General features: G+C 57.4%; 16 protein-coding genes and 4 pseudogenes. 12 read left to right on the top strand and 8 right to left on the bottom strand.

What is annotated here, in order from left to right; translation table 11 throughout:
* Positions 1-111: 111 nt before the first annotated feature.
* Entirely contained in the window at positions 112-264 is a 153-nt protein-coding gene (locus AC1Q8Q_RS15850) for a YHYH domain-containing protein (protein WP_240963530.1), read from the top strand.
* A 419-nt stretch (positions 265-683) separates the two neighbouring features.
* Positions 684-837 (top strand): annotated as a pseudogene (locus tag AC1Q8Q_RS15845) (KUP/HAK/KT family potassium transporter); the annotation flags it as partial.
* 34 nt (positions 838-871) lie between these two features.
* Here the strand turns inward: AC1Q8Q_RS15845 and AC1Q8Q_RS15840 are convergent.
* From AC1Q8Q_RS15840 to AC1Q8Q_RS15830, 3 genes are all read right to left on the bottom strand, one after another.
* Positions 872-1,603, bottom strand: coding sequence for an anti-sigma factor (locus AC1Q8Q_RS15840; protein ID WP_168757622.1), 732 nt, complete (start codon positions 1,601-1,603; stop codon positions 872-874).
* Positions 1,600-2,205, bottom strand: a complete 606-nt coding sequence (locus AC1Q8Q_RS15835) for a sigma-70 family RNA polymerase sigma factor (protein ID WP_168757623.1) — start codon at positions 2,203-2,205, stop codon at positions 1,600-1,602. The genes AC1Q8Q_RS15840 and AC1Q8Q_RS15835 overlap by 4 nt, the downstream gene beginning before the upstream one ends.
* 66 nt (positions 2,206-2,271) lie before the next feature.
* Positions 2,272-2,814 (bottom strand): DUF3455 domain-containing protein, encoded by a 543-nt coding sequence (locus AC1Q8Q_RS15830; RefSeq protein ID WP_168757624.1) that lies wholly within the window; start codon positions 2,812-2,814, stop codon positions 2,272-2,274.
* 319 nt (positions 2,815-3,133) lie between these two features.
* Here AC1Q8Q_RS15830 and AC1Q8Q_RS15825 point away from each other — a divergent pair, with 319 nt between their 5' ends.
* Positions 3,134-5,719, top strand: coding sequence for a bifunctional diguanylate cyclase/phosphodiesterase (locus AC1Q8Q_RS15825; RefSeq protein ID WP_492615228.1), 2,586 nt, complete (start codon positions 3,134-3,136; stop codon positions 5,717-5,719).
* 61 nt (positions 5,720-5,780) lie between these two features.
* On the opposite strand, the gene AC1Q8Q_RS15820 is transcribed toward AC1Q8Q_RS15825, so the two are convergent.
* A complete protein-coding gene (locus AC1Q8Q_RS15820; protein ID WP_168757626.1) occupies positions 5,781-6,170 on the bottom strand; it encodes a MerR family transcriptional regulator in 390 nt (129 codons plus the stop codon).
* 74 nt (positions 6,171-6,244) lie between these two features.
* Here AC1Q8Q_RS15820 and AC1Q8Q_RS15815 point away from each other — a divergent pair, with 74 nt between their 5' ends.
* Together AC1Q8Q_RS15815 and AC1Q8Q_RS15810 are read left to right on the top strand one after the other, a co-directional pair.
* On the top strand, positions 6,245-7,324 hold the full coding sequence (locus tag AC1Q8Q_RS15815) for an SDR family oxidoreductase (protein ID WP_492615227.1): 1,080 nt from the start codon (positions 6,245-6,247) through the stop codon (positions 7,322-7,324).
* A 77-nt stretch (positions 7,325-7,401) separates the two neighbouring features.
* On the top strand, positions 7,402-8,301 hold the full coding sequence (locus AC1Q8Q_RS15810) for a DMT family transporter (RefSeq protein ID WP_492615226.1): 900 nt from the start codon (positions 7,402-7,404) through the stop codon (positions 8,299-8,301).
* 143 nt (positions 8,302-8,444) lie between these two features.
* Here AC1Q8Q_RS15810 and AC1Q8Q_RS15805 read toward each other — a convergent pair whose 3' ends face one another.
* Positions 8,445-10,028, bottom strand: coding sequence for a GMC family oxidoreductase (locus tag AC1Q8Q_RS15805; RefSeq protein WP_489327943.1), 1,584 nt, complete (start codon positions 10,026-10,028; stop codon positions 8,445-8,447).
* 26 nt (positions 10,029-10,054) lie between these two features.
* Positions 10,055-10,828 carry an alpha/beta fold hydrolase gene (locus tag AC1Q8Q_RS15800; protein ID WP_033038968.1) on the bottom strand — a complete coding sequence of 258 codons (774 nt, stop codon included), beginning with the start codon at positions 10,826-10,828 and terminating at the stop codon, positions 10,055-10,057.
* Positions 10,829-10,916: 88 nt separating this feature from the next.
* Between AC1Q8Q_RS15800 and AC1Q8Q_RS15795 the strand changes: the two genes are divergently transcribed.
* Complete coding sequence (locus AC1Q8Q_RS15795; protein WP_492615225.1) at positions 10,917-12,356, top strand: HD domain-containing phosphohydrolase; 1,440 nt, start codon at positions 10,917-10,919, stop codon at positions 12,354-12,356.
* A gap of 23 nt (positions 12,357-12,379) precedes the next feature.
* On the opposite strand, the gene AC1Q8Q_RS15790 is transcribed toward AC1Q8Q_RS15795, so the two are convergent.
* Positions 12,380-13,297, bottom strand: coding sequence for a LysR family transcriptional regulator (locus tag AC1Q8Q_RS15790; RefSeq protein WP_033038972.1), 918 nt, complete (start codon positions 13,295-13,297; stop codon positions 12,380-12,382).
* A gap of 193 nt (positions 13,298-13,490) precedes the next feature.
* Here AC1Q8Q_RS15790 and AC1Q8Q_RS15785 point away from each other — a divergent pair.
* From AC1Q8Q_RS15785 to AC1Q8Q_RS15775, 3 genes and pseudogenes are all read left to right on the top strand, one after another.
* Positions 13,491-13,751 (top strand): annotated as a pseudogene (locus AC1Q8Q_RS15785) (response regulator transcription factor); the annotation flags it as partial.
* A gap of 92 nt (positions 13,752-13,843) precedes the next feature.
* The gene (locus tag AC1Q8Q_RS15780; protein WP_151141387.1) at positions 13,844-14,176 is read left to right on the top strand and encodes a nuclear transport factor 2-like protein; all 333 of its coding nucleotides are present in this window, start codon (positions 13,844-13,846) and stop codon (positions 14,174-14,176) included.
* The gene (locus tag AC1Q8Q_RS15775) at positions 14,170-14,946 is read left to right on the top strand and encodes an SDR family oxidoreductase (RefSeq protein ID WP_083348636.1); all 777 of its coding nucleotides are present in this window, start codon (positions 14,170-14,172) and stop codon (positions 14,944-14,946) included. The genes AC1Q8Q_RS15780 and AC1Q8Q_RS15775 overlap by 7 nt, the downstream gene beginning before the upstream one ends.
* Positions 14,947-15,382: 436 nt before the next feature.
* Here the strand turns inward: AC1Q8Q_RS15775 and AC1Q8Q_RS15770 are convergent.
* Positions 15,383-15,613: pseudogene (locus tag AC1Q8Q_RS15770) on the bottom strand (cytochrome c); the annotation flags it as partial.
* A 246-nt stretch (positions 15,614-15,859) separates the two neighbouring features.
* On the opposite strand from AC1Q8Q_RS15770, the gene tnpA reads away from it, so the two are divergent.
* From tnpA to tnpC, 3 genes and pseudogenes are all read left to right on the top strand, one after another.
* Positions 15,860-16,192 (top strand): IS66-like element accessory protein TnpA, encoded by a 333-nt coding sequence (gene tnpA / locus AC1Q8Q_RS15765; RefSeq protein ID WP_093935838.1) that lies wholly within the window; start codon positions 15,860-15,862, stop codon positions 16,190-16,192.
* On the top strand, positions 16,189-16,524 hold the full coding sequence (gene tnpB, locus AC1Q8Q_RS15760; RefSeq protein ID WP_033038983.1) for an IS66 family insertion sequence element accessory protein TnpB: 336 nt from the start codon (positions 16,189-16,191) through the stop codon (positions 16,522-16,524). Before tnpA ends, tnpB begins: the two co-directional genes overlap by 4 nt.
* 81 nt (positions 16,525-16,605) lie before the next feature.
* Positions 16,606-17,714 (top strand): annotated as a pseudogene (gene tnpC / locus AC1Q8Q_RS15755) (IS66 family transposase).
* The last annotated feature ends 35 nt before the right edge of the window (positions 17,715-17,749 follow it).

Genomic DNA, 17,749 nt, shown 5'->3' with positions numbered 1-17,749 from the left:
GGCGCTCAGCCGTTCATCTAATGTTGGGAAGACAGTTGGGGATGCCGCTTGCCCAATGAAGGCAATTAGCCATACGCTGCGAAGCGTGAGATACCTCACGGATAAAAAAACATGAGCATGGAGCAAGCCCTGATGAAACTGTCCGCCATTTTGATCGCCGCTTTACTTTCGATTACGTCCGTTGCTGTCTTGGCGCACAGTGGCGGTACTGATTCAAAAGGTTGCCATCGCAACCATAAAACGAACGACTACCACTGCCACTAAACAGCTAGAGCACACCTTGCGGCTGGGCCGCAAGGTGGCTTTCTCACATTTGTGGAGGCCAGTTAAAGAAAGGCTTCTTTCATGCGCTTCAGACTTTAAAGTGAAGGGCTGCTCTTGGCCGATTTTGTTGAAAAAGTCGGTCCTTCCAGACTGCGCTCGCACTGATAGCTGAAAATGCCTTTTATTCGCGCAGCTACGCGAAATCTGAGCCCGGAATCCTCTCCTCTAAATGAAGATTTCAATCTCAAGCGCGTACTTTACTGCCGTGGAAACCATGGCCGACTTTTTCAACAGGATCGGCCGATTGTTGCCTGTCCCGAAGGGTTGAATGGACGGGGCGGGTCATACATGTCTCCGGTTTATCCGGTCACTGGCGTTTCCTCTGCGAATCCCGCTACAGCGGCGCGCGACTTGATATCCGGGAGACGGTGATCCCCACTAGGTGCGTTTGGTATGGCGCGCTGGAGGGAGAGTTTATTCGCGTTTCTGCTGAAGAACGCCAACAGCAACCTGAAGTACTTCAACATGCCGCTGAGCAAAGTGATTGAACTGGGAACTCAGGTAGAAATGTAACGGATCTACGGCCTTTTCATCCAAAGGCTCCTGGTCAGATCACTTTAACGGCCCGGCCAATGAACTGCACCGGTCCTGTGGGTTTGCCGGTCTGCGATCCATTGGGATTCTCGAGAGTCAGTTCAAAGAGCTGGTTGGGTTCCAGCGGTGGTAATTTATCCAGCGGGACTGAAAGCGTCTGCCCGGGTTTGACCAATCCAAGGGACACCGGTCCTTGCCAGCCGTCCGCCTTGGTCCAGAACTCAAGTGCCTTGTCGGTTGGGACTTGCGCTACCCCCAAAGGTATCAGTTGGATTTCCTTCGGGTTGCTCGCTTGAATCACCCAGCCGGGTGCCTGGTTTTGCGGAGCCACTAGAACGACCAGGTAGGTGGTCGGATTCTCCGGCGCGGTTCGTGTCAGCATGACTGTTGCTAGCACAAGCGTTGCGACAAGACCCGCTCCCGCGAGCCCGCGCCATAGTGCAAGCAGGTTCCACCAGGAGATTGGCTGCGCGGCAGCCGTCACGCGTGGTGCTGGCTGTTCATTGCTACTCAGGCTGCGCTCGATTCGCCCCCAGAGCTGCGGAGTAGGGGATTGCGGTTCAGCCAGTTCAGTCAACGCAAACAATCGTTGTTCCCACGCATCTACAGCAGCTCGCAAATCGGCGTCTTCAGCGAGACGCTTTTGTATCTCGATGCGTTGCTCGGCCGGCAACGTGCCTAACACATACTCACTCGCCAGCTCGTCAATAGTGTCGGGGGTGTCTCCTTCCGGGCTTGAGGTCATCCCATGCACTCCCGCAATGCCACCAGGCTGCGTTTGATCCAGGCTTTGACGGTTCCCAGCGGGGCGCCCAGTTTCTGTGATATTTCTGAATGCGAGTAGCCGTCTACGTACGCATGAAGTATGCAGTTGCGACGTGCCGGTTCCAATTGCTCAAGGCACAGATAAATCCGTCCTGAACGGGCTCGACTATCGAAGGGGTCTGCACTCTCTACCGATGTCTCGATGGACGCTAAAGCTTGCAGTGCCATTTCGCTGTGCTCGCTAACTTGAACCTCCCGGGCGTTATCTCGCATGAAATTGAGCGCCAAATGCCGCGTGACGCTGAAAATCCAGCCACGCGCACTGCCTCGTGTCGGATCGAAACTGGCGGCACGGGTCCAGATCCTGATAAAGACATCGTGCACGATGTCTTCAGCCAAGGCGTTATCGCGAGCGATTCGCTTGGCGACTCCTAGTAGACGAGCACTTTCCTGCTGATACAAGTCCCGCAACGCTTGCCGCTCGCCTCGGGCGCAAGCAATCAGGCAGGCTTCATAGTCAAAATAGGGCTCTGGTAAGGACAAGGTTTTCAGCCGCCAGCAGGTGGTCAATACCCCAGCCATGGGCTGGGGTTCCATCGGAGCAGAGTAGACGAGTTTGTGCGCTGACAGCCTGTTTTGATCGTTGGCTTAATTGGCGGCCCAAAAAATATAGTCGGCCTGATATTTGACTAACTCGCGATTACCTTTGTTTGCGGCGGTGCATTCGATCTTGGGCGCTACGCCACCTTTAACGGCCACCCGCTGGATGTAGCTGACGCCGTTCATCGCGCCATTGCCTTCAGCAGGGTTGGCCTTGACCAGCTGATAAGGGAGGTCACCGGTACTTGAGGGTGCAACAGCCAGTTGTGTCCCGGTGATTTTAGAGCCGTCTTTGGCTTGCCAGGTGGCAGGTGGTCCGAAGTAGGTACCCACCTGTTTGCCACTGCGATCATTCAGCACCGCTTTAGGCCCGACAAAAAACCATTCAGTCTGGCCGGCGGAGTTTGCCTTGTCGCGACACTCATACGTGATTTCGCCCACGCCCACGGTCTCCAGCGCGACCTTATGACCGTCCGGGACCTTGATGCTGTCGGGCAGATCTGTTTGCGCATAGGCAGCCGGCACTGTGACCAACAAGCAGGTGGCAGTAAGCGTAGTACTGACAATCCCCAAGAATCGTTTAGCGTTCATGTAAATCTCTCCAGAAAGGTAATCAGTTCAGCAGCTGTGGCTACTACCTGTACTACCCGCTGGAGGACGAACTGGATGCAGCTGATTGAAAAAATATCAGTACAGGAAGGGTTGAAGCGTTATCGCTAGATCATTTGACTGTGCTTAATGTCAGCTCATGGCCGATTTCTGCCCGTGGTGAGGGGCTGAGTGCGACCCGAAGCTGCCATTCAGGTCTAACTGACCTACTTGAGGGTGATCCATTCAATCCCCTCAAACTTGTCACCGTGCGGCCGATAGCCTGATACCCCTTCTGCCTCAATGCCTAGCGATGTACCTCATGCCTGAACACCCACCTTCTGTCCTTGGCCTAGCGCACCGTCGCTCAAGTGTGAGCATCATTCGTGTTTCACTGTTCAAATTCGTTGGCTTGCTGACGGGGGTGTTTTTCCTCGCCGGTTATTTGATTCTGTACCTGGCGCACGACCTGGATCGCAACGAGGAAACCGAAAGCGCGTTCTATACCAGGAAAGCCGTGCGAGCCCTGGAGAAGTCCATAAGCGCCACGGTCAAGGATTACGCGTTCTGGGGCGATGCCTATAAGCATCTGCACGCGAGGGTCGACACCGATTGGGCCTACGTACGGCAGAATATCGGGCCCACGCTTTATACCGACTTTGGATTCCAAGGCATATTTGTCGTCAACGCCACCGATCAGACGGCGTATTCCGTAGTCGATGGACAACTGACGTCGAACGATGCATCCGGTTGGCTCAAGCAAGCGCTCCCCGACATATTGCTTAAAGCCCGGGCGGGTGCCGAAGCGGAAACGCCGACGACCCTTTTCATCAATATCGGTGGTCGACCCGCGCTGGTGGGCGCGGCCGCGATTACCCCCGGCACAGATCCGACGGTGACGCCCGATGACAAGCCGCCTTCGGTTTTGATCTTCGTTGACATCCTCGAAGACGACAGGCTGGAAACACTGGGCAAAGACTACGGGGTGGATGAACTACGCATCGCTACGGCCGCCGAACTTCAGGGGCGTTCAGTCTTGGCGCTCGGCGAAAACGGCGTTGCCGGGAGCTTGCACTGGGAGCCGCCAGAACCGAGTGAACGCCTGCTAGGCCTCGGCTTGCCCTTGATCGGCATTGCTGCGCTGCTGGTGTGCCTGATGGCCTGGGCGATATTGCGCCGCACGACTGCCAGTGCTCAGGCGCTCGATGCCAGTTACGACTCGTTGCAGCGCAGTCAGTCTGCGTTGGCCATCAGCGAGGCGCGCTTTCGAGACGTAGCAGAGGCCAGTACCGATTGGATCTGGGAGATTGACAGGCAGGGGCGATTTACCTATTTGTCCGAGCGATTTGAATGTGTCTCGGGTCTGTCCAGGCATGACTGGCTGGGCGCACCCATGGATCAACTGCTGTGCACTGAACTTGGCACGGTGACCCAGTGGCTTTGTATCCCGAATCGTCGCCCGGATATAAGCGTCCAGTGCCGCTATGTCGACACCAAGGGCCAGCACCGCATTACCCGCCTGTCCGCCAGAGCGATGGCTGACAAGGGATTTCGGGGCACGGCGACAGATGTCACTGAAGAAGTCGAGTCGCGTCGACGCATTGAATTTCTCTCCCAACATGATTCGCTTACGGGGCTGCCGAACAGGACTCGGCTCAGAGAGTTTCTCGATGGCAAACTCAAGACGCAGCCCACAGCCGAGCGGCCGTTGGTCATGCTCAGCCTCGACCTTGATCGATTCAAGCCGGTCAATGACCTGCTGGGCCACGCGGCGGGCGATGCGGTGTTGAGCGAAATCTCTCGCCGTCTTGCCAACCGCGTTCGCCATGGGGATCTGGTAGCGCGTATCGGCGGCGATGAGTTCGTGCTGATTTTGACGGATCTCAAAGGACAGGACGAAGTAGAAGCGTTGTGCCAGCGCCTGATCGAATCGATCGAAAGACCGATTCAGGTCGGCGACCAGGAGGTGTTCGTGAGCGCGAGCATCGGTATCGCGATGGCACCCACTGATGCCACCGAAGCCACCGAGTTGCTTCGCTACGCGGATATCGCGCTGTATGAGGCTAAGTCGGGTGGTCGCAATACCTGGCGATTCTATGCTGGCGACATGAACTCGAAGATCGTCGAACGCCGCCGCCTGGAGAGCGACCTGCGTTTCGCCATCAAGCACGGCGAGCTGCGCTTGCACTTCCAGCCGCGCTTTCGTATTGCGGATGGCAAAATGGTGGGCGCTGAAGCGCTGGTGCGCTGGCAGCACCCGGAACGTGGCTTGATTCCCCCTGATACTTTCATTCCGATTGCTGAAGAAACAGGGTTGATTCTGGCCTTGAGCAACTGGGTCTTGGAGACGGCTTTGCGGTACGCCTCCAGCTGGCCTGATCAGCTGTTTGTTTCTGTCAACCTTTCTCCCACCGAGTTCAAGCGCGGCAGTCTGGTTGAGCGCGTGCAGCGGGCATTACACCAGTCGGGAGTTGAGCCTGGGCGGGTGGAGCTTGAGATCACTGAAAGCGTTATGTTGGAAGATCCGCAGGGTGCTCTGGAGATCATGCGAACGCTGAAACGCCTGGGCATCCGCATCGCCATGGATGACTTTGGCACAGGGTATTCATCACTAAGCTACCTGCGCACGTTCCCGTTCGACGGACTGAAGATTGACCGAAGCTTTTTGTCTCGATTGGGAGCTACCGACGACGACAGGTCCGTTATCGAAGCGATCGTAGGCCTGGGTCACGCTCTTTCGCTCACCGTGACCGCCGAGGGGATCGAGACCCAGGAACATCTGTCATTGTTGAGGTCTGTGCTATGCGATGAGGGCCAAGGCTACTTTCTTAGCCGCCCTTTGGATACGGATGGCTTCAGCGCTCTGGTTCGGGTGACCGAGGGCGCTGCGGTGACCGTTAAATCATGAGCGGAACATCGGCGGTTGATTGGACCACTTTTGCGAAGAAGCGCCTTCCGATGCTGACAGTTCAGTTGGAAGAGTTGTTCAACTGCTGAAGCTCAAGTTGCTTGGCGGCACTGGCTTCGAGGTTTGCACGCTCTTCATCCAGATACCGATAAATGCTTTGGAGGTTGGCGATTTTCTGTTTGATTTCCGCCATCTTCTTTTCAATTAGCTTAGCGCCGTCAGCACAATCGATCAGCTTGTTGCGCTGCGCATCCAGAATCTCGCCTATTTCCCCCAGGGAAAACCCCATGCTTTGCGCGCGCTGGATAAAGTCCAGATCCTGCAGAGTTTGCGCTGTGTAAACACGATATTTGTTGGCTTGCCGCAGCGGTGAGATCAGGCCGATTTGCTCGTAGTAACGCAGCGTATGACGGCTGGCGCCGCTGCGGGCTTCGAGTTCGCCGATTTTCATGAAAACACCGCTTGACTATAGAGTTGGGTCGATAGTTTACGCTTGATTTTTCACCTTGAACAAGGAGCAGGGAAATGAGCGTGGAGTGCTTTGTCACGGGGGGTACCGGCTTCATCGGTCAACACTTGGTGGCGAACCTGAGTGCAAAAGGTCACACCATTCGGGTGTTGATGCGTCGCCCAGAGCGACTAGCTGCACTGCGGGAGCAAGTCGACAATTTGGGCGGGTGCGCAACCCGGGTATTTGCCGTAGCTGGCGATCTGGAACGGGACGACCTCGGGCTGAGTCTTGCTGACCGAGAAGTGCTAAGGCACGCCAGTGTCATATTCCACCTGGGCGCCCACTTCGCATGGGGGCTTTCAGTGGCGCATTCTCGTGCTGTGAATGTGGAAGGGGCAAAGCGCGTGGCGCTGTTGGCGGCTGAACAAAAAAGCCGGTTAGTGATGATCGGCGGCTACATGCTGAAAAATCATCAACATCTGCAACGCATCGGAATTGATCCTCGTTATCCGCAGCTGACGAATTGGCCTGCCGTCTACCGACGTGTCGGTGGTTACGAGGGGAGCAAGCTGGAGGCGCATTTTGCGACCCTGGAGGTCATGTCCGCCAAGGGCGGGGAGATGACCGTTGTCCACCCCGCGACGGTTTGTGGCCACAGCCGCACGGGGCATATTCTTGACGGTCAGCCGCTGGTAGAGCTGATACGCAACCTTGTGCAGGGAAAGCTGACTGCAGTACCCGGTACCGCCGAGCACTGGCTGCCACTGGTCACCGTGGATTACCTGGTTGAGCTGGTGGCGGTTTGTGCTTTTGATCCTGCCATGGTGGGCCAGGAACTACTGGCGCTTGATGACCGAACTCCCAACTTGCGAGAACTCCTGGTACAGGTGGCAAAACCTTTGGGCTTAAAGTCTCCCAGGCATTACATTTCACTCCGATTGCTGAAGTGGCTACTGAGTATTCCTCCCGTCGCGCGGTTTTTGAATACAAAACCCGAAGCCTTGGACTTTATCCAGACCACTCGTTTTGATACAGCGGCGGTCGAGCAATTTGCCAACAGGCATGGAATAGCCAAGCCGGATATACGTCAGTCGTTGCAGCACACTGCAACGTTCATCAACTCGTATTGCATAACCAAGGGCCAGGCCCTCTGACTTCTACCTTGGGGGTGACAAAGTCGTTAGCCCCGCCATTCCATCGAACGACAATTCAGCGACAGGGATCGTCATCAATGCAATCTACTTTCAGCAAAGGCGTCATATTTGCACTCTCCGCTGCGGCACTGAACGCAACGATCGGTGTACTCAGCAAAGTACTCATGAGTAATGGTTTCACCGCTAGCAGTGTCGCTGTCATCAAGACCGTACTGGGTTGCGTGCTTCTCTCGATCTTACTGTTTTTCCTCAAGCGCCCGGCGGCGTCGACCAAATGGACTCAGGCGGCTATCTGCGCATTCCTTGGCATCTTCGTGCTGTTCCATTTCGAAACGGCCGCCTATCGACACTACGCTGCGGCAGGTGTGGTGGTGGTGCTGATGGCCAGTGCCTCTATTTCCTCGATCATCCTTGGGCGCATTGTCCTCAAGGATGCCATCACCGCGAACGCTACCGTTGGCGCCGCACTGGCCATCGCCGGGATCTCGGTGATCTTCGGCGGCGACCTGCAGCAGGGCTTTACCCTGCAAGGTGCTGCGCTCGCCTCCATGGCCGGCTCCGGCTATGGAGCCTTTTCGGTTGCCATGAAGCGTATGGGAGTGTCGGGTGGGCTGCATTTCACCCGGCAATTGTTGTTCTTTGGCAGCCTGTACCTGCTGATGCCGGCTGCGGCCGATGGTTTCGCGATCGGCGAGTTGTCGTCGTTGGCGATCGCCGCGCTGCTGGCGCTGGCCACGCTGCCGACAATCCTGGGCTTCTTCTGCACCACCAAGGCCATCGAGTATCTCAAGCCATCCCAAGTGCAAGCGCTGGAGCTCACCGAGCCACTTTTCGCCGCGCTGCTGGCGTTTGTGGCGCTCAATGAAGTACCGCGCGAAAGCCTGTACGCGGGAGCGGCACTGATCATCGTCGGCCTGTGTTTCTCCAATGAACTAATCCGCTTGGGCAGAAGAGCATCCGTCCCTTCGACCGAGTGAGCTATTTTCGGATTCTGTTTACTTTGGCAATCAGTGGTTTTTAAGTGGCTTGAGCGATTGACCGGTTCTGGCCGATTTCTGCCCTTTGCGACAGGCAGAAATCGGCCAATATCTGCCAGCGAGCCAGGGGTTTGTCAGTATTCTCACGAACTACCGTCCGGCGCTGTGGCCGCTGCGATTACTCCGTGCGCGGAGAGGATGAGATCTGCTGCTCGTTCGCCGATGACGACGCACGGCGCCATCGTATTGCCAATGGTAATTCGCGGCATGATCGAGGCATCCGCAATGCGCAGCTTATCGATCCCATACACACGCAGTTGATGGTCGACCACTGACATTGCATCTCGGCCCATTTTAGCGGTGCAGCACTGGTGCCAGTAAGTCACGGCAGAGTCGCGGATGAACTGCTCCATAGCGCGATGTTCTTTCGGCCCGGGCACAACTTCGCGTTTGACCAGCCCATTGAAGGCTTCGCTGTTACCGAGTGCCCTGCACAGCTCGATCGACGCATACGCCGCTTTCATATCCTCGGGCGCACTCAGGGAGTTCGGCTCAATGAGTGGGGCATTCAGCGGCCCGGCGCCCGACAGGCGCAAGCGTCCTCGACTGGCAGGCCTGGCCAGCCCTGCGAACATTGTCCAGCCATGTTGTGGCGGCTCAATTGCGACCTCAGGCGGAGACGGCACCGCAAACGCCAGCTGACACTGCAACAGGTCCGGGACTTCCAGGCGACTGTCGCTTTTCCAGTACAAAGTGGTTTCGCACCCGCCGCTACCGACTGCCTGGGGTTGCATGTACTCCCACGTACAGCCAAAGGCCAGATGGTCCTGTAGATTCTCGCCCACGCCGGGGAGGTGATGGATCGGTGCAATGCCGTGGTTTCGCAGTTCGTCTTCCGGGCCGATTCCCGATTGCATGAGCACTTTGGGTGTTTGCACCGCGCCCATGGACAGGATGACCTCGGCTGCGGCATGGAAGCACTGCCGTTCGCCTGCGATCACCACCTCCACACCGATTGCCCGTGTACCGACAAACAATACGCGGGTCACCAGTGCTCCTGTCAGAACCGTCAAGTTTGGATAGTGCAACCGTGGCCTGATGTAGGAGTCGTAAACGGATTCGCGCTTGCCCTGCTTAATGCGCAGGTCGGTAATGGCGACCCCGCCCGGGCCTTCCATCATTTCCCCATTGGGACTGTCGAATCTGGGGATGCCCAGACGGCTGGCCGCCTCCAGCGTTGCCCACGCGAGGGGCTGAGGTGTGGCCGGCTGTTCGACATGCACCGGTCCACCTGAACCACGCCGAGTGGCATCAGGGCTGCCTTGCCAGTTCTCGATCCGGCGGTAGTAATTGAGTACCGAGTCGTAGCCCCAGGCCGGGTCGCCGGACTCGGCAGCGAAATGGTCCCAATCGGAGCGGTGCCCTCGCGACCAGACCATCACATTGATGCTGGAGCCACCGCCGAGTCCCTTACCCATGCTCAGGGGTAGCCGTCGACCATTGAGGTGTGGATTGGGTTGCCCCTCGAATGCCCAGTCGCGCTTTGAACCGAGATTCATCGGCCATAGCGCCGGTTCGGCAACCTCGGGGCCCGTGTACTCTTCGCCAGCCTCAATCAGCAAGACGCGTGCGCTTTTCTGATCGGCAAGACGGGCAGCGACCACGCAGCCCGCCGTACCTGCACCACATACAATGAAGTCATAGTGTTGATCATGTAGATTTTTCATGCGCCCGCTCCGTATCGATGCAGCGATCACTGCTCGCCAACGCTGTGCACTGCCTTGAGAATCACTGCGGCGACCTCAGCGGGCTGCGACTGCTGGGGAACATGGCTGGTGTGCACCTCTGAAAGGGTGGCACCGATACGCTTGGCGGCAGAGCGCTGGACGTCGGGGTGAATCATCCGGTCTTCTGTGGCGAGCAGATACCAGGACGGTTTGGCCTTCCAGGACGACACGGTCGTTTTATCTTCGAAGGCAGATGCCTTGATGGGACCTTGGGTGGCGGTCATGACGGCTGTTTGCCCTGCCGGGAGATCCTGGGCGAAATCCTTGGCCATGCCTTCAGGCGTCAGGTAGAGGAAGCCGTTGCCGTCTGCCTTGATCTGACTGATGCCAGGGGGCGTGGGCGCGCCTTTACCTTGTTCGCCGCTGGTTTGCCCCGCCTCTGGCGCGAAGGCGGCGACATATACCAGCGCGCTGACCTTCTGGTCGCTACCGGCCTCGGTAATCACAGTACCGCCCCAAGAATGCCCGACAAGAACTACCTTGCCCTGCTGGTTGCTCAACGCGCGGCGCGTAGCGGCAACATCGTCGGCAAGCGAGGTGAGCGGGTTTTGCACGACCGTAACGGCCACTCCTTTGGCCTGAAGCAGTGGCACCACTTTGGCCCAGTCGGAGCCGTCGGCGAACGCGCCGTGTACGATCACCACGGAAGGCGTTGTATCCTGCGCGTGGCTGGCGCTTGCGATGAAGGTACCAGCGAGTGCGAAGGCGACTGTAGCGACTTTCGATTTGAATGTTTTCATTGGATGAGCTCCTGTTCGGGAGTTCAAATTCTGCTGACTGGCCTGCGTTGAGGGCATCGGTCAATTATCCGACCCCGGGACATTTTTCATGGATAGTGCGTTGCAACTGGACATCTCCCTGGACGGGGCACTGGCGACGATCGCCCAGATCGGTGATCTCAGCATGGGCCAACCACTCGGTCATTCCCGGCGCGTTGCCGCACTGGCGCGGATGCTGGCGCAGGCCCGGCACGGCGACGGTGAGCACTTGAAGGTAGCGGAACAGGTTGCCTTGCTGCGCTGGTCCGGTTGCACCGCCAATGCCGAAGGCTTTGCGGACCTTCTGGGCGATGACGTCGATGGCCGCCGCGCGATGCTCGACTTGACGCTGGGCAATGAGCAAATGAACGCGGTGCATCAGGCGACCCCGCTTGCCGTCGTGCACTGTGAGGTATCAGGAACAATCGCTAAAACGCTCCAGCTCGGTGCCGCCGTCGAGGCGGGTTTGTGTCGCGTGTTCGAAACCTACGACGGCACCGGACGGCCGCTGGGTCTGACCCATGAGCACATTCCAGACGTCGCCTATCAGGTAGTGCTGGCAGGCGATCTGGATATTCTCAGTCGCGCACACGGCCCGGACGCGGCGCTACGCTGGATCAGAGAGCAGTCGGATCGGCGCTATCCAGCGTCGCTGGTATCGTTGCTTCTGGAGAACGCAAAGGACTGGCTGGCGAGTTTGGAAACGCTTTCGAAAACGGTTGACCACGCACCTGAGCAACGTTGCGTCTCACTGTCGCTGGTGGGAGACATAATCGACTTGAAGCTCCCTTGGTTGGCAGGGCATTCGCGACAGGTAGCGCATGTCGCCGTGGAAGCTGCACGCCTGTGGGGGCTGCGTGAACCCATTTTGACAGAAATTGGTAAATCCGCGTTCATCTACGGTCTCGGCCGGGCAGCCGTTTCGAACCACCTTTGGAATACCGCAGGGACGCTGCCATACGGCGCTTCGGAGCGGGTGCGCCTTGTCCCTTACTGGACGCAACAGGCCCTCAGACCTATCACTGAACTGGCCGTGCCCGCAGAGATTGCAACCCATGCTTATGAGCGGCTCAACGGCAGTGGCTATTTTCGAGGCGTGGCGGGTGATGCGCTGTGTGCCGAATATCGCCTGTTCGCCACGTCGGTCGCCTGGGTCGCGTTAAGGGAAGCCAGGCCTTGGCGGCCTGCCCACGGCGAAGCGGATGCAGCCAGGTTACTCAAACACGATGCGGACAGTGGTTTGTTCGACAACGATATTTGCGAAGCAGTCATTGCCGCCGCAGGTGGCGAGCGTCGGATGCGTCAACCGAAGGCTTCGATACTGACGACTCGCGAATGCCGCATCCTGCTGGAGATCAGCCGGGGCGCCAGCAACAAGCGGGTGGCGCAGCTGCTGGACATCAGTCCGAGCACGGTTCGTACGCACATGGAAAGCATCTTTCGCAAACTGGAATGCTCCACCCGGGCAGCCGCCACCTTGAAGGGGCTGACACTGGGATTGATTGCCTGAGCTACGTCCGGGTTACGCCTTAATCATGCGAGCCCGTCCTGATCGGCTTGATGGGCGCGTGCCAGTTCGATGAATGCCTTGGCTGCCGCAGAGGGGTTGCGGCGGTTCGGGTAGTACAGGCACAGCTTGTCTCTGGGCGGTGTCCATTCTTCGAGAACCCGCACGAACTGTCCGGCGCGGATTTCGTGGTGAACGTCCTGTTCCATGAAAAAGCCGAGCCCCATGCCTTCCTGCACCGCCACCTTGACCAGACTAGGTTCATCCAGCGTAAGCGGCCCGCTCACATCGAGACGCGTCACTTCTGCGTCTCGCTCGAAATACCACGGGAAAATCCCCCCATTCGGTAGTCGGACGCGAATGCACCGATGCTGGAGCAGCTCGGATGGAGTTCGCGGTTTGCCGTGTTTTTCAAAGTACGCCTGCGAACCGACCACGGCGTACCTTTGTGGCGGGCCGAGGGGGATCATAATCATGTCGTTCGGAACGAGACTTTCCGAGCGCACGCCGAAATCGAAGCAGTCAGCAACGATGTCCACCAGACGACCTTCGGTGACGACATCGATGTGTATTTTCAAATGATGCTGCAAGAACTCCATCACCAGGGGCATGAGCGCTGATCGGGCAGCGCTGGCAAACGCATTGAAGCGCAGCGTGCCCGAGGGCCCGGCATTATGCGATCGCACGGCATCGAGTGCGGCACGCAAATCCTGCAAGGCGGGCCCCACCTGTTCGAGAAATATCCTGCCCGCTTCTGTGATGGCCACGCTACGGGTAGTGCGATTGAACAACCGCGATTCGAGGCGGGCTTCCAGTTGCGCAATGGTGTTGCTCAACGCGGTGGTGGAGATGTGGAGATCGATCGCGGCTTGCCGAAACGACCCCCTGCGGGCGACCGCTATAACTGCGTCCAGCTCGCTAAGGCCAAAACGGTCGTGTGACATGGATTATCCTGAATTTCGGGATTGGTCATAAAGGTTTGTCCCAGTTGAACAAACTATCCGTCAGGCAGCAAGATCGCTGCAGGGAATCCATCCAGGAGATCAGCGAATGAGCCTTCAGCCTGTCAGCAGCGTCGAGACGTACTTTGACATCGTCAGCGGAAGCGATCTGGTTGCTGCTGAATTCTCGCCACCTCAAGCATGTAATGCGTCGCTGAGGCTGGCTGCGCAGGGCGAGCAGCAGATTCAGCAGCCGGGTGGGCTTTTACTCACTGGGCGCGAGCGTCGCATTCTCAGGGAGATCAGCGATGGCGCCAACAACAAGAAAGTGGCGAGGTTACTGGAAATAAGCCCGAGCACCGTTCGCACGCACGTGGAAAGTATCTTCCGAAAACTAGAATGCTCGACCCGAGCGGCGGCCACCTTCAAGGCAGCGAAACTGGGATTGATCTCCTGATGCTCGACCGAGATTGAGGCCTCATTGCATCAGGCTCGTTTAAAAAAACGCCCAAGATCGCTTCATACAACCAGATTCAGGAGAACGAAAACATGACCCTCCAGCTTCCCGACGTCGTGCAGATGTACTTTGCGGTCAGCAATGGTGGCGATGCAGCACAACTTTCTAGCTGCTTCTGCTCTGACGCCACGGTATGCGATGAGAGAAAAACATACGAAGGAATCGCTGATATCAAAGCCTGGCAACAGGATGCCCGCAAGGCCTTCAATTATCAGGTCAAACCAATCCAAGCCCTGCAAGGACAGAGCAGACTGATGGTCATTGCGAACCTTGTCGGGAATTTCCCCGGTAGCCCGGTTCAACTGAGTCACGCCTTCACGCTGGAAGGCGGTCGAATCCGTTCCCTGGAGATCACGCCATGCTGAATCCAGGTTTGACTGGCAAGCGGGTCCTGGTCACCGGTGGCACCAAAGGCATCGGCAAGGCTGTCGTCGAGTTGCTACTGGCCGAGGGCGCGAAGGTAATTACTTCGGCCAGGCAGGTAGACGTTGAACTGTCGGGCGCTCTTCTGATTGCGGCGGATCTTTCGACCCGGGAAGGTTGTGATGTGCTGATCGCCGCGATCCAGGAGCGGTTAGGCGGCGTAGACATAATGATCCACGTCCTCGGTGGTTCGTCGGCACCTGGCGGCGGTTTTGCCGCGCTGGACGAGGAGCACTGGCAACGAGAGCTCAGCCTGAACCTATTGCCGGCGGTGCGCCTTGATCGCGCTCTGCTCCCGGGAATGCTCGAGCGCAAGGAAGGGGTTGTCATCCACGTCACCTCCATCCAGAGTCGGCTGCCACTGCCGGAATCTACAACAGCCTACGCGGCGGCCAAGGCAGCGCTTTCGGCATACAGCAAAAGTTTATCGAAAGAGGTTTCGCCCAAAGGCGTTCGCGTAGTGCGGGTTTCGCCGGGCTGGGTTGAAACCGAAGCGTCGGTCGCATTAGCCGAGCGACTCGCACAGGAGGCAGGTACTGACTATCAAGGAGGTAAGGACATAATCATGAAAGCACTTGGAGGTATCCCGCTCGGACGCCCATCGACGCCCTCCGAAGTTGCTGACCTGATCTGTTTCTTGGCTTCACAGCGTGCGGCATCTATCACGGGAAGTGAGTTCGTTATCGATGGCGGAACAGTACCAACGGTTTAGCCAACTGTTTGCAGGGAAGGCGACAACTAGTGACCCTATCGGCCATCGTGTCGACGCTTCTGGCCATTTTCTGCCTGTCGCGGTGCCGCTCACCGATTCTGCATGAACACCGCCTGCACCAGGACAACATCCAGCCACAGCCAGTAAACTGCGGGTCGTAGCTGGATCAGGGAGGAGCGTCACATGTACATAGGTGAACTGGCCAGGTTGTCGGGGTGCACTGCCAAAGCCATCCGCCGCGCACGTGTTGCCCCCGGGCGAGCAGTGCCCTGACCAGGGTGTTGCCCAGATGCCCATTGGCACCAGTGACCAGCGATAGTGTATTCATTCGATTGCCTTATCCGCTGACGGCGGAACCTGAAATGGACAAGGCAGGGTAGGGGTTGCCCCAAGGGACAGAGTCAAGCGTTGGCGCCAGGACCAGGCACTTAAAAGTTCATCGGTTTTGTGAAATCACACCGCCCATGTATTGATTCAAATCGCGCAGATCCTTAACGCTCCATGAGTGCGGCGATAGCTTTACACCATTCTCGCGCAAGGTTCTTGGAATCAAGTCGCCATTTGGGCGAAGTATTATCGAAGAGACAATCACCCCCGGATAATCATCCAATCGTTTTTTGAAAGCGGACGTTGTCAGATCGGGTGTAGGCGGTTTGCTTTTATTGGCCTTTCATTGTTTTTATCTTCCTTGATGGGATCGGCGTCAATTGGACGCGATTTGGAGCGCGGGGAAGGTATCAGCCATCGCGTCGACACACACAGTTATTTCTGATGCCCATTAACCAACACGTTTTCCCGACGCATCAATCGTATGCGTCCGGCGAACACACCTTCCTGACCCCGACGCCAAAGGGCGATGGTGTGCACTTAAATTTAAGTGGACACCATTTCTAGCCTTTTAAGCGGGTCTTTCATGCAGCCACAACGCCGTTCCTACTCCAAATCATTCAAAGCTGGAGTCATTCAAGAGTGCTCCGAACCTGGCGCATCGATTGCCAGCGTCGCGCTGGGCCGCAACCTCAACGCAAACCTCGTCCATAAGTGGATTCGGCTGCAATCGCAAAAAACTATTGCCCTGCAACCTGCCTTTATTCCGCTGACATTACCGTCGCCGACGTCACGATCAGATATCAACTCTGCGACTATTTGCCTCGAAATCCCACACCCTCGCGGCACCGTCAAAGTAAACTGGCCGACTGAAAACGCGGCGGCCTGTGCGACCTTTCTGCGAGACCTGTTGCGATGATCCGCATCGACTCCATCTGGCTCGCCACCGAGCCCATGGACATGCGCGCCGGCACCGAAACCACGCTTGCGCGGGTAGTCGCGGTGTTCGGTGCGGCGCAGCCGCACTGTGCTTATCTGTTTGCCAACCGCCGCGCCAATCGCATGAAAGTGCTGGTGCATGATGGGCTGGGCATCTGGCTAGCGGCCCGTCGCCTGCATCAGGGCAGGTTTCTCTGGCCCGGTTCTCGGCACGGCTCGCAGATAGAGTTGGCCGCTGAGCAACTGCATGCTCTGGTGCTGGGTTTGCCTTGGCAAAGAGTCGGGCCAGGCTACGCGATTTCCATCCTGTAATCTCTGCCACCTCCAGCCTTGCCGTGCAATTGTCCAATCAGCCTGTCGTCGGTTTTCGTCCGCTCTGGCAAAATCGGCGGGATGACTTCTCTGCCCAATCTCGACCACTTAACTCCTGAACAAATGCGCACTCTGGCAGCGCAGCTGATGCAGCGTGTGGAATGTCTCGATCAGACAGTCGAGACAATGGGCAAAAAGATTCACCGCGACCAAACGGTTATCGAGAAACTGACCACTGAGATTGCGCAGCTCAAGCGCTTGAAGTTTGCCAAGCGTAGCGAACAGATGAATCCGCAACAGGCCAGCTTGCTGGACGATTTGATTGATACCGATATCGCGGAGGTTGAAGCAGAGCTTCAGGCCTTGCAAACACCTTCGCCTGCAATCGAGAAAAAGCAAAAGCCCAAGCGCTCGGCGTTGCCGCCGGAGTTCCCACGCACGCTGATCCACCATGAACCGGAAAACACTCATTGTCCTTGCGGCTGCGCACTCAAGCGTATCGGTGAAGATGTCAGCGAAAAACTGGACTACACGCCGGGCGTGTTTACCGTCGAACGCCATGTCCGTGGCAAGTGGGTCTGTGATGACTGCGAAACGCTGATTCAAGCGCCGGTGCCGGCACAGGTCATCGATAAGGGTATCCCGACAGCCGGGTTGCTGGCCCACGTCATGATCGCGAAGTATGCCGACCATTTGCCCCTTTACCGTCAGGAATCGATTTTTGGTCGCGCCGGTTTGGCCATCCCACGTTCAACCCTAGCGCAATGGATTGGCGTGAGCGGTGTGCAGTTGCAGCCTCTGGTCGACGCACTTCGCGAGGTGGTGCTTGGGCAGAACATAATCCATGCCGACGAAACGCCGGTACAGATGCTCACCCCAGGCGCGAAGAAGACCCATCGCGCCTATGTCTGGGCCTACGCCACCAGCCAGTTCACGGGGCCGTACCCATTGACAATAATTGGGCCGAGAACCAAATTCGGCCGTGGGCGTTGGGTCGCAAAAACTGGCTCTTCGCAGGGTCACTACGCAGCGGCAAACGGGCGGCGGTGATCATGAGCCTGATCCAGTCGGCGCGACTCAACGGGCATGATCCGTATGATTATTTGAAGGACGTCCTCACTCGCCTGCCTACGCAGCGAGCCAGTGAGATTATGGAGCTGCTACCTTATCGATGGGTGCTTGCTCAATGAGTCCGTTTTTTAACGGAATTTTCGAAAACTTTTCC

Source organism: Pseudomonas sp. GW823-FHT06B06 (assembly GCF_058795195.1).
Note: the sequence above shows the minus strand (reverse complement) of the source record. Positions and strands in the feature narration are given on the sequence as shown.

Excerpts from the sequence above, each read along its gene's own strand:
- AC1Q8Q_RS15835 (WP_168757623.1), bottom strand. The coding sequence starts at position 2,205 with ATGGCTGGGGTATTGACCACCTGCTGGCGGCTGAAAACCTTGTCCTTA.
- AC1Q8Q_RS15815 (WP_492615227.1), top strand. The coding sequence starts at position 6,245 with ATGAGCGTGGAGTGCTTTGTCACGGGGGGTACCGGCTTCATCGGTCAA.
- AC1Q8Q_RS15780 (WP_151141387.1), top strand. The coding sequence starts at position 13,844 with ATGACCCTCCAGCTTCCCGACGTCGTGCAGATGTACTTTGCGGTCAGC.
- AC1Q8Q_RS15795 (WP_492615225.1), top strand. The coding sequence starts at position 10,917 with ATGGATAGTGCGTTGCAACTGGACATCTCCCTGGACGGGGCACTGGCG.
- AC1Q8Q_RS15850 (WP_240963530.1), top strand. The coding sequence starts at position 112 with ATGAGCATGGAGCAAGCCCTGATGAAACTGTCCGCCATTTTGATCGCC.
- AC1Q8Q_RS15830 (WP_168757624.1), bottom strand. The coding sequence starts at position 2,814 with ATGAACGCTAAACGATTCTTGGGGATTGTCAGTACTACGCTTACTGCC.
- AC1Q8Q_RS15775 (WP_083348636.1), top strand. The coding sequence starts at position 14,170 with ATGCTGAATCCAGGTTTGACTGGCAAGCGGGTCCTGGTCACCGGTGGC.
- AC1Q8Q_RS15800 (WP_033038968.1), bottom strand. The coding sequence starts at position 10,828 with ATGAAAACATTCAAATCGAAAGTCGCTACAGTCGCCTTCGCACTCGCT.
- AC1Q8Q_RS15840 (WP_168757622.1), bottom strand. The coding sequence starts at position 1,603 with ATGACCTCAAGCCCGGAAGGAGACACCCCCGACACTATTGACGAGCTG.
- AC1Q8Q_RS15790 (WP_033038972.1), bottom strand. The coding sequence starts at position 13,297 with ATGTCACACGACCGTTTTGGCCTTAGCGAGCTGGACGCAGTTATAGCG.
- AC1Q8Q_RS15810 (WP_492615226.1), top strand. The coding sequence starts at position 7,402 with ATGCAATCTACTTTCAGCAAAGGCGTCATATTTGCACTCTCCGCTGCG.
- tnpA (WP_093935838.1), top strand. The coding sequence starts at position 15,860 with ATGCAGCCACAACGCCGTTCCTACTCCAAATCATTCAAAGCTGGAGTC.
- AC1Q8Q_RS15805 (WP_489327943.1), bottom strand. The coding sequence starts at position 10,028 with ATGAAAAATCTACATGATCAACACTATGACTTCATTGTATGTGGTGCA.
- AC1Q8Q_RS15825 (WP_492615228.1), top strand. The coding sequence starts at position 3,134 with ATGCCTGAACACCCACCTTCTGTCCTTGGCCTAGCGCACCGTCGCTCA.
- AC1Q8Q_RS15820 (WP_168757626.1), bottom strand. The coding sequence starts at position 6,170 with ATGAAAATCGGCGAACTCGAAGCCCGCAGCGGCGCCAGCCGTCATACG.
- tnpB (WP_033038983.1), top strand. The coding sequence starts at position 16,189 with ATGATCCGCATCGACTCCATCTGGCTCGCCACCGAGCCCATGGACATG.